The organism is Guptibacillus algicola, assembly GCF_020171805.1.
Lineage (GTDB): Bacteria > Bacillota > Bacilli > Bacillales > Guptibacillaceae > Guptibacillus > Guptibacillus algicola.
In genome coordinates this window covers 475811-490580 of record NZ_JAIVAF010000001.1, presented here as the reverse complement: position 1 = coordinate 490580, position 14770 = coordinate 475811, and the positions used below count along the sequence as shown (strand labels likewise).

The window sequence follows — 14770 nt, the reverse complement described above, 5'->3', positions numbered from 1 at the left end:
CATACGTTATTGCTGGTGGCTTAGAGAGGAGTTTTTATTCCATGGTAAAAAAAGGCCGGATCGTTGCGTTCTTTTTGATTGTTCTCCTGCTTGGAGGATTGATTGGATCGACGGTCCTAGGTGTAACAAAAGACATTAAGTTAGGTCTTGATCTTCAAGGTGGCTTTGAAGTGCTTTATGAAGTAAAACCTGCTGAGGAAGGACAAGAGCTTTCCAAAGACTTGTTGAATAGTACTGTAAGCGCACTATATAAACGAATCAATGTTCTGGGTGTATCTGAACCTCGTATCACAATTGAAGGAGAAGATCGAATTCGCGTTCAATTAGCTGGTGTAAAGGACCAAAATCAGGCACGTGAACTTCTTTCTACGCAGGCTGAGCTTACATTTCGAACTGTAGAAGACGAAGAGAAGATGAGCGGTGCGGATTTGAAGGAAGGCGCTGCGAAAGTAGTATTTCAGGATAATCAGCCAGTCGTTCAGGTTGCTTTAAAGGATCCTCAACAATTCGCTGAAATCACTGGCGAAATTATGCAAAAGCCGTTTCCTGATAACCGATTGGTGATTTGGTTGGATTATCAAGAAGGTGACTCGTACAAAGAAGAAGCGCAAAAACCTGCTGATGAACAGAAGTTTATTTCTGATCCATCAGTACGAGAAGTGCTTTCACAAAATACAGTTATCATCTCTGGACCACCATTTACAATTGAAGAAGCAGAGAATTTAAAGGAACTATTAAATGCAGGGTCTCTTCCTGTGAAGCTTGATGAAATTTATTCAACATCTGTTGGAGCACAGTTTGGGGAAAAGTCACTAGATAAAACCGTTACAGCTGGATTTATTGGAATCGGCTTAATCTTCCTATTTATGCTTTTCTATTATCGATTCCCAGGTATGATCGCTGTTATCACACTAAGTGCTTATATCTATCTAATCCTAGTCGTGTTTAACTGGATGGGAGCTGTGTTAACACTGCCAGGTATAGCAGCATTGATCCTCGGTGTAGGTATGGCTGTTGATGCCAATATCATTACGTATGAGCGGATAAAAGAAGAAATACGTTCTGGTAAATCGATCATGTCTTCTTTCAAAGCTGGTGGAAGACGATCATTTACAACAATTTTCGATGCGAATATCACTACGTTGATCGCTGCTGGAGTACTGTTTGCATACGGTACAAGCTCTGTAAAAGGGTTCGCAGTAATGTTGATCACAAGTATTATTGTAAGCTTTTTGACTGCTGTTTGGGGTTCACGCATCCTACTCGGACTGTGGGTCAAGAGCAGGGCATTGAACAAAAAGCCCGGACTTTTTGGCGTGAAGGAGAGTGAGATCGATGAGCTCTAAAATAAGAAATATTGATTTTGACTTCGTTAAACATCGTAATAAGTTCTTTATGATTTCACTAGCCCTCATTGTCCTTGGAGGATTGGTGCTTGCCATTTTTGGTCTTAATCTCGGTATCGATTTCTCAAGCGGTTCAAGAGTTGATATTACTTCGGAACAGAAACTAACGACTGAAGAAGTTAGCTCTGAATTAGACTCCCTTGGCTATCAACCTGAGTCGATAACGCTTGCTGGCGGAGGAGACATGGCAGTTGCGGCTTTTAAAGACGAACTTGAAAAAGAAGAAATCAGTGAATTAAAAGATCATTTTACTGAACTTTACGGTGCTGAACCTAATGTAAGTACAGTTTCCCCTGATGTTGCTGTGGATCTTGCGAAAAATGCATTTATTGCGGTTGCGATCGCATCTCTAGGAATCATTATCTATGTGGCAATCAGGTTTGAATGGCTACAAGGATTGGCTGCAATTGTTGCGCTCTTTCATGATGCGTTCTTTATTATTGCGGTCTTCAGCTTATTGCAGATAGAGGTGAATATTACCTTCATCGCTGCTGTTCTAACCATTGTCGGGTATTCGATCAACGATACGATCGTTACGTTCGATAGAATTCGAGAAAACATGAAGTTTGAGAAAAAGATCAAGGACTTTGAAGACATCGCACGTGTCGTAAATAAGAGTCTTGTTCAAACACTAGCTCGTTCCATCAATACTGTTTTAACAGTGGTATTTGCGGCAGCTGCGCTCACTATTTTCGGTGGGGAAGCAATCCGTCCATTTGCAATAGCATTGCTAATCGGACTAGTTGCAGGTACGTATTCCTCTCTATTTATTGCCTCTCAAATATGGGCTGTTTGGAAAGGAAAGCAACTTAAAAAGAAGAAATTCACAACAACTCCGAATGAAGCTTAGAGAGTAAAAGCCATGGCATAGCCATGGCTTTTACAGTCGGAATTTATTTATGTTATGTGAGAGTATTCAAGGGAAAGGCTATAGTGAATAGGTACATTTAGGGGTGAAGACATGAATAAAGAAGAGCGTTTTCGCAAAGCTGAGGTAGCAGCTCTCATTGGCATAATCGCAAATATTGCTCTTGCTGTCCTAAAAGGTGTGATCGGGTATATATCGAATAGTCGTGCGTTGATAGCCGATGCGGCACACTCTGCTTCTGATGTTGCAGGATCGTTTGCGGTATTAATTGGTCTTAGGGCTGCAAAGCTACCTCCTGATCGAGATCATCCATATGGACACGGTAAAGCTGAATCGATTGCAGCGATTATTGTTGCAGTATTACTCCTCCTTGTTGGAGTGGAAATAGGGATCAGTTCTGGCCAAGCATTATTTGAACCCATCGAGGCACCAGGTCAACTAGCTCTGTATGCTGCGCTCATTTCAATCATTTCGAAAGAAATCTTGTTTCGATACAAGTACAGGTTAGGGAAAAGGATTAACAGTGATGCTCTCATCGTAAATGCTTACGAACATCGTTCAGACGTTTATTCTTCAATCGCCGTACTAATAGGTATAACAGGTGCTCTTCTTGGAAGCTTCTTCAACATGTCATGGCTTGTTTATGCAGACCCTGTAGCGGGAATATTTGTTTCAATCCTTATTGGAAAAATGGCAGTTAAATTAGGCTTTGAATCGATTCATACAACGTTAGACCATGTATTACATGATGAAGATACAACGCATTACGTAAAAGCAATCAAAGAGATGCCAGGCGTCCTTAATTTGGATGAGTTCTATGCGAGAGAGCATGGGCATTATGTCATTATTGACATTAAGCTTGGAGTAGACCCAAACATCACAGTGAAAGAAGGTCACGATATAGGAAAAGCTGTGAAAGAACATCTTCTCGAACAAGATGAGGTACATGATGTGCTCGTTCATATTAATCCTTATGAAACAAAGGAAAAAAGTTGAGTGCAAGAGAATAGACTAGTATTAAGGGGAGGTTGAAAGAGATGAAAGGACAATGGGGAATTGTGGTTGGTCTTCTATTCGCTCTAATCATTGCGGTTTTTTCAGTAGTAAATGTCGACCCTGTTCAAGTGAACTATGTGTTCGGAACATCTGAATGGCCACTGGTGCTCGTCATTTTAGGGTCCGTCCTAATGGGGGCAATTCTAGTACTTGGGTTTGGAATGGTGAAGTACTACAAATTGAGTAGAGAAGTGAAAAGACTTCGGAAAGAAAATCAAGCTCATACTGAAAATCAATCTGTTGCAGTTCCTAAGGCAGATGAAGCCTCTCAACCATCTGAAGAAGTGGTAGCTGAAGAACGTTCGGTTGAAAAAGAAAATAAATAAGCTATTCAACCTCCGCATTTGCGGGGGTTTTATATTTGTTTTCAAAGATTCATTCATAGAGACCTATGGTCAAATTAGCAATAACTATATATAATAGACTGGTTAAGAGGTGATTCGATGTTAAAGTCTAAAACACGCTGGAAGTTAGCTGAATCAGATGAAACAAACATCGACCAGCTCCAGAGTGAACTAGGGATATCACGCCTTGCTACTTCTCTTTTAGTGAATAGAGGTATTCAAAGTGCGGAAACAGCCCGTAGATTTTTATACAAAGAAAATTTAATATATCATGATCCATATTTAATGGATGGTATGAAAGATTCAGTACAACGAATAAAAGAAGCCATTTCAAACAATGAAAGAATTCTGATCTTTGGTGATTATGATGCCGATGGTGTGAGTAGTACTTCAGTTCTTGTCTATACGTTTAATGAACTCGGTGCTGAGTTTGATTATTATATTCCAAACCGTTTTACTGAAGGATATGGACCTAACGAAACCGCTTTCCGAAAAGCTAAAGAAGATGGATATGATTTAATTGTAACGGTTGATACAGGAATTTCTGGTGTCCATGAAGCAGAGGTAGCAAAGGAGATTGGAATCGATCTAATCATTACCGATCACCACGAGCCACCACCCGTTCTTCCCGATGCTCTAGCGATTATTAATCCAAAGAAACCTGGATGCACCTATCCATTCAAAGGACTAGCAGGAGTCGGCGTTGCTTTTAAACTAGCACAAGCACTTCTTGATCGAATACCTGGTCACTTGCTCGAAATTGCAGCGATGGGAACAATTGCTGATTTGGTTCCTCTCCAGGATGAAAACCGCTTGATTGCTAGTGAAGGGATTCGAGCTCTTCAGCATTCCGATAAACCTGGAATAAAAGCACTCTTGGAAGTGTGTGGACTCAAGGGGCAGGAATTGAATGAAGAACACCTTGGATTTGGAATAGGCCCAAGATTAAACGCTGTTGGAAGGCTAGAGCATGCTGGACCAGCTGTAGAGTTATTAACGACTGAAGATTTCACATATGCTAAGCAGCTTGCAGAAGAAATCGATTCTTTAAATAAATCCCGACAAGAGCTTGTGAACACGATGACAAAAGAAGCGATAGAAGAAGTAGAAACGAACTATCCACTTGATGATAATCGTGTCCTGATCATCGCTCGAGAAGGATGGAATCCGGGAGTGATAGGGATTGTCGCTTCCCGACTAGTAGAGAAATATTATCGCCCTACCATTGTCATGAGTATCGACCGAGAAAAAGGTGTTGCAAAAGGATCCGCTCGGAGTATAGAAGGGTTCGATATGTTTATGAACCTATCAGAGTGTCGAGATATTCTTCCGCATTTCGGAGGCCACCCGATGGCAGCGGGGATGACGATCGATTTAGAATATCTTGATGAATTAAGAAGCAGACTTAACGCACAAGCGAACGAGAAGCTTACCGAAGCAGATTTAACTCCTCTAACAAAGGTTGATCTACACTGCTCAATAGAAGATATATCACTTGATACGATCGAACAAATGAATTTGTTAGCTCCTTTTGGTGTTAGTAATCCTAAACCTGTAGTGATGCTAAAAGACGTGAACTTGGCTCAAATCAGAAGGATAGGTAGTCAAGAAAATCACCTGAAAGTTTCCTTGAAAGAGGGTGGAGCAACACTCGATGGGGTCGGGTTTAATTTTGGATATGTATTTGAGGAGATCGCTTCTCGAGCAGCCCTATCAGTAATTGGTCAGCTCTCAATAAATGAGTGGAACGGGTTGAAGAAACCACAAATCTTTGTTCATGACTTAGCGGTTAATGAATGGCAACTGTTTGACTACCGTGGTATACGAGACCTTAACAAGAGGTTAGAAAACCTCCCGATTGAGAAACTAACAATGATTGCTTTTAGAGATTCTACTGTTGATAAACTAGGAATCCAAAATTGGAGCGATCTAATATTACACAATCCTCTTGAAGCAAATCTATCGTTTGAGAATAGATATGTAATGTTGCTAGACCTTCCATATGTGGAAGAAGATCTAATCGAACTGTTTCGTAAAGGTGGAAAACCTGAACGAACCTATGCAGTTTTTGAGCATGAAGAAGACCATTTCTTTTCGACTCTTCCATCTCGGGAAGATTTTAAGTGGTATTATGGATTTTTAATGAAACGTGGAAGCTTTCATTTGAAAGACGCAGCTAAGCTTGCAAAACACAAAGGTTGGTCGAAAGAGACTGTCAACTTTATGTCACAGGTGTTTTTTGAGTTGAACTTTGTTAGAATGGAAGACGGACTTATTTCAATAAATCCACAATCTGTAAAAAACGAACTTACTTCTTCTAAAACGTATAGAAGCAAGCTTGAACAAGCAAAACTCGAGAATGATTTTTGCTATTCATCTTATCATGCGTTGAAAAGTTGGTTCGATCAATCAGTAAATTGTTTCACTAGCACTGAGGAGGCCATAAAATAAATGAATTATAAAGACTATATTGCAGTAGTTGAAGATTACCCGAAGAAAGGGATCCGCTTCAAAGATATTACACCACTCATGCAAGATGGAGAGGCGTATAGAGGCGTTGTAAGTGATATCGCTGACTTCGCTAAGGACAAGAACGTCGATGTAATCGTTGGACCAGAAGCGCGTGGGTTCATCGTAGGTTGTCCTGTAGCTTATATCCTTGGCATTGGATTTGTTCCTGTACGTAAGGAAGGGAAACTTCCAAGAGAAGTGGTTAAAGTGGACTACGGACTAGAATACGGAAAAGACGTTCTAACAATTCATAAAGATGCGATCAAACCAGGTCAAAGAGTTCTCATAACAGATGACTTGTTGGCGACTGGTGGTACGATTAATGCAACGATCGAACTTGTTGAAAAACTTGGCGGAGTCGTTGTCGGCCTTGCATTTATGATCGAGCTTTCTTACCTAGAAGGACGTAAAAACCTTGATCGCCATGACATTTTCACACTAATGACTTATTAATTATCATAGAGTGTCCGAAACATCTTTCGGACACTCTTTCTCTTTAAGAAAGTGCTCCCCCACTTGTTTCCAGTAATGAAAAGCGACCTATTTTTCTTTATTACTTTACATGCAGACTTTTTTTAACGATAATAGAAGCTATATACCAACAGTAATTAAGGTGATTTCATGACCATAGAAGAGGTAATGCAAAGAGCGAAGCAATATTTGTCAGAGGAGGATCTCTCCTTTGTTCAACGAGCTTACGAATACGCACGTGATTCACACGAAGGCCAATACCGTAAATCAGGTGAACCATATATCATTCACCCTATTGAGGTTGCTGGAATTCTTGTGAATCTTGAGGTTGACCCCGTAACGGTTGCTGGGGGGTTTCTTCATGATGTGGTTGAGGATACAGACGTAACCCTTGAAGAAATCTCAAACGAGTTCAGTCCTGAACTCGCTATGCTCGTTGATGGCGTTACAAAGTTAAAGAAGATTAAATATAAATCAAAGCGTGAGCAGCAGGCTGAAAATCACCGTAAGATGATGATTGCAATGGCTCAAGATATCAGATGTATCTTGATTAAGCTTGCTGACCGTCTTCATAATATGCGAACGCTAAAGCATATGCCAAAAGAAAAACAATTACAAAAAGCAAACGAGACGCTGGAGATATTCGCACCACTTGCTCATCGACTCGGTATTTCAACTATTAAGTGGGAGCTTGAAGATACAGCTCTACGCTATTTGAATCCCCAACAGTATTATCGCATCGTTAATCTCATGCAAAAGAAGCGGGAAGAAAGAGAAGGCTTCGTTCATGAGGTAGTTGGTGAGATTCAAGATCGTGTCGAAGAGGTTTCGATCAATGCTGAAATTTCTGGTCGACCTAAGCATATCTACAGTATTTATAGGAAGATGACAAAGCAGCATAAGCAATTTAACGAGATCTATGACCTTTTAGCAGTTCGAATAATCGTGAATAGTATCAAAGACTGTTACGCAGTTCTTGGAATCATTCATACTTGTTGGAAGCCTATGCCCGGTCGTTTCAAAGATTATATTGCAATGCCAAAAGCAAATATGTATCAGTCTCTTCACACAACTGTTATCGGTCCAAAAGGTGACCCTCTCGAGGTACAGATAAGAACCTCTGATATGCATAAGGTTGCAGAATACGGTATCGCCGCCCATTGGGCATACAAAGAGAATAATGATGGTGCAGTGAATAGTTCTTTTGAGAAAAAGCTGTCATGGTTCAGACAAATTCTTGAATGGCAAAATGACGTTTCAAATGCTGAAGAGTTTATGGAATCTCTTAAGATCGATCTGTTCAGTGATATGGTATTCGTCTTTACGCCAAAGGGAGATGTAATCGAGCTTCCAACTGGTTCTGTTCCTCTTGACTTTGCTTATCGAATTCACACTGAGATTGGAAACCAGTGTATCGGTGCTAAAGTCAATGGGAAGATGGTTCCGCTCGATTATAAATTAAAAACTGGAGACATCGTAGAAGTGCTTACTTCAAAGCATTCTTATGGTCCTAGTAAAGACTGGCTGAAAATCAGTCAAAGCTCTCATGCGAAGAACAAGATTAAGCAATGGTTCAAGAAAGAAAAGCGTGAAGAGAACGTTGATAAGGGTCGAGAACTTGTTGAAAAGGAAATTAAGGGGCATGGTTTTGAACTTAAAGAAGTGTTAACTTCTGAAAACATTGCGAACGTCTCGAATAAATTTAATTTCACAAGTGAAGAAGATATGTATGCAGCTGTAGGCTATGGAGGCATTACTGCAGCTCAAATCGCAACTAGGCTTACAGAAAAAGCTAGAAAAGAAAAGACGAAAGAGCAAGAAGAAGAGCTTGCAAGATCGATTATTGAAGGCAAGACGCACTCTCCATCCGAAGCACCAAAACGTGCGGAGTCTGGCGTAAGAGTCAAAGGCATCGATAATTTGTTGATTCGACTTTCACGCTGCTGTAATCCAGTTCCTGGTGATGATATCGTAGGGTATATCACGAAAGGCAGAGGTGTATCGATCCATCGTAAAGACTGTCCTAACGTCAATGAGGATAATGCCAAAGAACGCCTTCTTGAAGTTGAATGGGAAAGTCATTCACCAAAGAGCTATAACGTTGACATTGAAATCAGTGGGTATGATCGAAGAGGTCTACTGAATGAAGTTCTTCAAGCTGTAGCAGAAACAAAGACAGATATGACATCTGTATCAGGCCGATCTGATAACAATAAGATGGCGACAATCAGTATGACAGTATCCATTCGAAATACTGCACATCTTCAGAAAGTAGTTGAGCGTGTAAAACGTATTCCAGATATTTATGCCGTACGGAGAATCATGCAATAGCAGAGTTAGAAAGGAAGTTTATGATGAAAGCAGTAGTTCAAAGGTCGAAGCATGCATCGGTTACTGTAAATGATGAAGTAACTGGGGAAATCGATTCAGGACTCGTCGTTCTGCTTGGTGTAACCCAGGAAGATACTGAGAAGGACGCGGCGTACTTGGCTGACAAAATCGTAAATCTTCGTATCTTTGAAGATGACAGTGATAAGATGAATCTTTCACTCAAGGACACCGGCGGTTCGTTGCTATCAATTTCTCAGTTCACGCTTTATGGAGATTGCCGTAAAGGGAGAAGACCAAACTTTATGAAGGCTGCGAAGCCAGATGAAGCAAAAGGCCTTTACGAGAGGTTTAACGATTTTGTTGTGGATAACGACGTAGACGTTCAAACAGGTGTGTTTGGAGCAATGATGGATGTTCAGCTAACAAATGACGGTCCAGTCACCCTCATCATAGATAGTAAGGAATAATAAAAGCAGCAGGGCATCCCTGCTGCTTTTATTTATCGATTTTTATTTAGGTAAGAAATAATACCATTCGCAATATTTGAAGTCATGTTAGCTTGATATTGTTGTTTATTGATCTGCCGTTCCTCAAAAGGGTTAGATAAGTACCCTAGTTCTAGTAATACAGATGGTGAAGAATTATTGCGTAATACATAATAATTCCCAAACCGTGTGCCTCGATCTCTTAGAGAGTTGCTTTGAGTAATCTCATTATGAATACTTGAAGCAAGAGACTTGTGATCTTCATGATAATAATAAGTAGTTATGCCGCTTACAGTCGGATCTACAGTACTATCATAATGAACGCTGACGAACGCATCTGCCTGGTAGAGGCCGGATAGGTTTGTTCGTTCTGACAGTGAAACATAACGATCTTCATCCCTTGTTAATATGACACGAATGCCAGCGTCTTTTAGTTTTTCAGCAATTGCTTTTGTTGTACGGAGATTTACTAGCTTCTCGTAAGTAAAAAGGCCAAGGGCTCCACTATCTTCTCCACCATGCCCTGCGTCTAATATGACGGTTTTTCCATTCGTATGATTTGCTCTCAGTCCGAGAGAAGAACCTGTTGAAACAATCCAATCGGCAATATAGGCTGTTGTGCCGTCATTTAGTATGATTTCATACCATTCTTTTTCTTTCCCTACTATTTCATATTTGTCATCCTTAGCCCCTTGAGCAATAACAGGATAGTCTAGTCCTGGTCCCCCTCTAAGATTTATGGAATGATAAAGAAGTGTAAGGGTACTAGTTGAAAGGTGTTTGTTTGTCTCTTTCAAATACGTTCCATCAACCCATCCTGTTTCTCCGTTGTTGTATCGAATATAACTCCATTCTCCAACTTGTTTTAAGTCAGAAACGACTGTACCGCTTGGAAGCTGTGTGAGGATCGTGTTGTTAACTCCAGGCTTTTCTCGAACGTTTAAGATCGTAGCGACTACTTCTTTTTTGACCGGTGCGGTAGCTTTTTGTTCGCTTTGGTTAGAAACTTCTTCGACAAGCCAAGTAGCAACCCATCCAATTTGGTCATGGTAGTGAATAGCAGTCCAATTCCCAGATGTTTTTGACACTTGCCATGTTTCCCCTTGTTTTGTGCTTCCGATTACACGGTTTTCTTCACCAGGACCTGACCTTATCTGTAGATCAGAAACAACAGCTTCCACTACCGAAAGGGTATCACTATTCTCACTGGTCGTAACCAACCAGCCAGCAATCCATCCCGTACTGTCTGAACCGAGACTGACCTTAAGCCATTCACCCGAATCTCCAACTATACGTAACGTCTCGCCACTATGTACCTGTTGAAGAACAGAAGATGAAAGTGATGGGCCAGAACGGACATTTAATGTGTTCGTAATCTTTACCGATTCTTCAGCAAAGCTTTTCTCAGGAGTATGAAATACAACTAATAAAAGCAGAATGAAGTAAAATAAATGTTTCAATGTGCGACTCCTTTCTCCGACTCTACGTTTTTCATATAAGCGATATTTCTTTATCGGATAAAAAGAATCCTTCGTGAAGTTGTAAATGTCATTATTTTTGGTGAAACTAGTATAACACTTCAAAAAAAAAGGATGATATCTGTTGCGGTCAACAAATAAAGAAATGATGAACTATAATAACTCTCAACCTGAATTTGGCGTGGATTTCCATGATTTTCTACAAAAAGAGCAATGCTTAACGAACATGGAGTTAGCAGAGGAGTTTGGACTGTCGCTCAAAAGTATTAAAATTATGCGACAGAAAATGAAGCGTTAATCGTGAGCGATAAGCTTTTCAACTAGGGTTCTTAGAAAGAAATCTAGGATTGACAGAATTGATCCTCAAAAATAAGCTTGACAAAAAAAACGCTGACTCGTATGATAGAAAACAATTCAGTAATTAGATACGTTGCTCCAATGAGGGAGAAAAGTAAAGAAAGATAGGGCATCAGCAGAGAGAGAATGTCGTAGGCTGCAAACATTCTTGAGTCCGCTTTTTTGAAAGACACTTCCTGGGATTGTTTCCGAACGGCTCGCTTAGTAGGGAACAACGTTTACAGGCGTTAACTGTTAAAGTGGAAGGAAATGACTCCTTCTATTAGGGTGGCACCGCGGGTAACTCTCGTCCCTGAATGTATATTCAGGGATGGGGGTTTTTTTTAGTCCCAAATTTTGGGCTAAGATACGATTTAAGGAGGAGAAAAAATGAGTTTTCAAATTCCAAGAGGTACTCAGGATATCCTTCCTGGTACATCTGAGCTTTGGCAATATATAGAAGATAAGGCGAGAGATATTTGCCGTAGATATAATTATCATGAACTACGCACTCCTATTTTCGAGCAGACTGAATTATTTCAGCGTGGTGTAGGCGGTTCAACTGACATCGTGCAAAAAGAAATGTACACATTTGAAGATCGAGGTGGGAGAAGTCTTACGCTTCGTCCTGAAGGTACGGCCTCTGCCGTTCGTGCGTTCGTGAACAATAAGATGTTTGGACTACCAGAGCAGCCTGTAAAACTATATTATATTGGGCCGATGTTCCGATATGAGCGTCCTCAATCAGGAAGAATGAGACAGTTCGTTCAGTTTGGGGTAGAGGCTATGGGTAGTAATGATCCTTCTATTGATGCTGAAGTTATCGCGTTAGCAATTGATTTCTATAAAGAACTAGGACTTAAGAACCTGAAATTATATATAAATAGCCTTGGTGACACTGAAAGTAGAGAGGCACATCGTAATGCGCTGATCGCACACTTCGAACCCCGTATCGGAGAGTTCTGTAGCGACTGCCAAAATCGGTTAGAAAATAACCCACTACGAATTCTTGATTGTAAGAAAGACCGCGATCATGAATTGATGGCAAGTGCACCGTCTATCCTAGATTACTTAAATGAAGAGTCTGCAACCTACTTTACGAACGTGAAAAAAGCATTGGATTATATGAAAATCGACTACGTAATCGATGAGCGTCTCGTAAGAGGACTTGATTATTATAATCACACTGCATTTGAAATTATGAGTGAAGCGGAAGGCTTTGGAGCGATCACAACACTTAGTGGCGGTGGACGCTATAACGGTCTTGTCGAAGAAGTAGGGGGACCTACAACGCCTGGAATTGGTTTTGCTATGAGCATTGAACGCCTACTTCTGGCGCTAGAAGCAGAGGGTGTTGAACTTCCGATTGAAAAGATAATCGATTGCTATGTCATCACGATGGGTGAAGAAGCACAGGCAGTTTCAAATGGTCTTCTTCATGAGTTACGAAGTGCAGGCTTATCAGCTGAACGTGACTACCTTGATCGAAAGATGAAGGGTCAATTCAAAGCAGCTAACCGTGCGAATGCGAAATACGTAGCGATCCTTGGAGATAATGAAATTGAAAAGGATGAAATCAATATTAAGGAAATGGAAACGGGAGAGCAGCAAGCAGTACGCTTTTCTGAAATCACCTCATACCTTACAGAGAAATTGAAGGAGGAAACTGGAGAATGATAGGAAGAAGCCATTCATGCGGCAATGTTCGCGAGAGTCAAGTAGGCGAGACAGTAGAAGTAAAAGGGTGGGTGCAGAAGCGACGTGACCTCGGCGGATTGATCTTTATCGATTTTAGAGACCGTTCTGGTATCGTACAGGTTGTCTTTAACCCGAAAGTATCGAAAGAAGCACTTGAATTAGCTGAAAAAGTAAGAAGCGAATATGTGCTTGCGATTACTGGTACAGTTGTTGAACGTGCGAAAGAAACCGTGAATCCAAATCTTCCTACAGGCGCAGTTGAAATTCACGCTGAAAAGCTGGAAATTTTAAATGCAGCTAAAAACCCACCGATTGCTGTTGCAGACGATGTTGAGGTTTCTGAAGATATTCGTCTAAAGTATCGTTATCTTGATCTTAGACGTCCAGTGATGCAAGAAACGTTCAAGCTTCGTCATCGTACGACGAAAGCGATTAGAGACTTTCTTGATCACAATGAATTCCTAGAAGTCGAGACGCCGATGCTAACAAAGAGTACACCAGAAGGAGCAAGAGACTATCTTGTACCGAGTCGTGTACACGAGGGAGAATTTTACGCACTTCCACAATCTCCTCAATTGTTTAAGCAGCTATTGATGGTTTCAGGCTTTGAACGTTATTATCAAATCGTCCGTTGCTTCCGTGATGAGGACCTTCGTGCTGATCGCCAGCCTGAATTCACTCAAGTGGATATTGAAACTTCTTTCTTACCAAAAGAAGATTTAATTTCCATGATGGAAGAGATGATGTCTCTTGTACTTAAGGAAACGAAAGGCGTTGATCTGCAAACACCATTCCCTCGTATGACTCATGCAGAGGCAATGAGCCGCTACGGTTCCGATAAGCCTGACACACGTTTTGAAATGGAGTTTGTCGACGTTTCAGAGCTTGTGAAAGATTCATCATTTAAAGTCTTCTCTAAAGCTGTATCATCCGGTGGTGCAGTAAAAGGAATCAACGCCAAAGGTGCAGCTGGGAATTATTCTCGTAAAGATATCGATGCACTCACTGAGTATGTGAAAACATACAAGGCAAAAGGGCTTGCTTGGTTAAAAGTAGAGGAAGAAGGTTTGAAAGGACCTATTTCTAAATTCTTTGATGAAGACATATCTGCTCAATTAATTGAAGCGTTCGATGCTGAAGCTGGCGACCTCTTATTATTTGTTGCTGACAGTAAATCGGTTGTTGCTGATAGCCTTGGTTCATTACGATTAAAGCTAGGTAGAGAGCTTGGATTGATCGATGAGTCGAAATTTAACTTCTTATGGATCATGGACTTCCCTCTAATGAGCTACGATGAAGAGCAAGATCGTTACTTTGCTGAGCACCATCCGTTTACTATGCCACTAAAAGAAGACTTACATCTTCTTGAAGAAGAGCCTGGTAACGTTCGTGCCGATGCATATGACCTTGTATTGAATGGATATGAACTTGGTGGAGGGTCACAACGTATTTACCAAAGAGATATTCAAGAGAAGATGTTCCGTGCACTCGGATTTACGAAAGAAGAAGCAATGAAAGAATTCGGATTCTTATTAGAAGCTTTTGAATATGGTACACCTCCTCATGGAGGAATCGCATTCGGACTCGATCGTTTGGTAATGCTTCTAGCAGGAAGAAACAACCTTAGAGACACGATTGCATTTCCAAAAACAGCAAGTGCTAGCTGTTTACTAACTGAAGCACCATCAGCCGTTAGTGAAGAGCAGCTTAAAGAATTGAACCTTGAACTTAGAAAAAAACCAGTAGCAGCTGAAAAGGAATAAGAAACACTAACAATTACCTAGAA

At 40.8% G+C, this 14770-nt stretch carries 12 protein-coding genes and 1 other annotated feature; of the genes, 11 read left to right on the top strand and 1 reads right to left on the bottom strand.

What is annotated here, in order from left to right; translation table 11 throughout:
- Nucleotides 1-41 precede the first annotated feature (41 nt).
- The 8 genes from secD (at nucleotide 42) to dtd (ending at nucleotide 9454) form a co-directional block, all read left to right on the top strand.
- Nucleotides 42-1346, top strand: a complete 1305-nt coding sequence (secD, locus tag LCM09_RS02705; protein WP_224878575.1) for a protein translocase subunit SecD — start codon at nucleotides 42-44, stop codon at nucleotides 1344-1346.
- Nucleotides 1336-2256: a protein translocase subunit SecF gene (secF, locus tag LCM09_RS02700; RefSeq protein WP_224878574.1), complete on the top strand. Its 921-nt coding sequence runs from the start codon at nucleotides 1336-1338 to the stop codon at nucleotides 2254-2256. Before secD ends, secF begins: the two co-directional genes overlap by 11 nt.
- 111 nt (nucleotides 2257-2367) lie before the next feature.
- On the top strand, nucleotides 2368-3270 hold the full coding sequence (locus LCM09_RS02695) for a cation diffusion facilitator family transporter (RefSeq protein WP_224878573.1): 903 nt from the start codon (nucleotides 2368-2370) through the stop codon (nucleotides 3268-3270).
- Nucleotides 3271-3311: 41 nt separating this feature from the next.
- Nucleotides 3312-3656: a LapA family protein gene (locus LCM09_RS02690; RefSeq protein WP_224878572.1), complete on the top strand. Its 345-nt coding sequence runs from the start codon at nucleotides 3312-3314 to the stop codon at nucleotides 3654-3656.
- 117 nt (nucleotides 3657-3773) lie between these two features.
- A complete protein-coding gene (gene recJ / locus LCM09_RS02685; protein ID WP_224878571.1) occupies nucleotides 3774-6125 on the top strand; it encodes a single-stranded-DNA-specific exonuclease RecJ in 2352 nt (783 codons plus the stop codon).
- The gene (locus LCM09_RS02680; protein ID WP_224878570.1) at nucleotides 6126-6638 is read left to right on the top strand and encodes an adenine phosphoribosyltransferase; all 513 of its coding nucleotides are present in this window, start codon (nucleotides 6126-6128) and stop codon (nucleotides 6636-6638) included.
- A 168-nt stretch (nucleotides 6639-6806) separates the two neighbouring features.
- A complete protein-coding gene (locus LCM09_RS02675; RefSeq protein ID WP_224878569.1) occupies nucleotides 6807-8987 on the top strand; it encodes a RelA/SpoT family protein in 2181 nt (726 codons plus the stop codon).
- Between the two features lie 23 nt (nucleotides 8988-9010).
- A complete protein-coding gene (gene dtd / locus LCM09_RS02670; protein WP_224880055.1) occupies nucleotides 9011-9454 on the top strand; it encodes a D-aminoacyl-tRNA deacylase in 444 nt (147 codons plus the stop codon).
- A 32-nt stretch (nucleotides 9455-9486) separates the two neighbouring features.
- Here the strand turns inward: dtd and LCM09_RS02665 are convergent, their stop codons facing one another.
- Nucleotides 9487-10932, bottom strand: a complete 1446-nt coding sequence (locus LCM09_RS02665) for an N-acetylmuramoyl-L-alanine amidase family protein (protein ID WP_224878568.1) — start codon at nucleotides 10930-10932, stop codon at nucleotides 9487-9489.
- A gap of 142 nt (nucleotides 10933-11074) precedes the next feature.
- Here LCM09_RS02665 and LCM09_RS02660 point away from each other — a divergent pair, with 142 nt between their 5' ends.
- The 3 genes from LCM09_RS02660 to aspS all read left to right on the top strand — a co-directional run bounded on the left by LCM09_RS02660 (nucleotide 11075) and on the right by aspS (nucleotide 14747).
- Complete coding sequence (locus LCM09_RS02660; RefSeq protein ID WP_224878567.1) at nucleotides 11075-11248, top strand: RNA polymerase subunit sigma-70; 174 nt, start codon at nucleotides 11075-11077, stop codon at nucleotides 11246-11248.
- Nucleotides 11249-11379: 131 nt separating this feature from the next.
- Nucleotides 11380-11604 (top strand) — a binding site (T-box leader).
- Between the two features lie 72 nt (nucleotides 11605-11676).
- Nucleotides 11677-12963, top strand: a complete 1287-nt coding sequence (gene hisS, locus LCM09_RS02655; RefSeq protein WP_224878566.1) for a histidine--tRNA ligase — start codon at nucleotides 11677-11679, stop codon at nucleotides 12961-12963.
- Nucleotides 12960-14747, top strand: a complete 1788-nt coding sequence (gene aspS / locus LCM09_RS02650) for an aspartate--tRNA ligase (RefSeq protein ID WP_224878565.1) — start codon at nucleotides 12960-12962, stop codon at nucleotides 14745-14747. The genes hisS and aspS overlap by 4 nt, the downstream gene beginning before the upstream one ends.
- The last annotated feature ends 23 nt before the right edge of the window (nucleotides 14748-14770 follow it).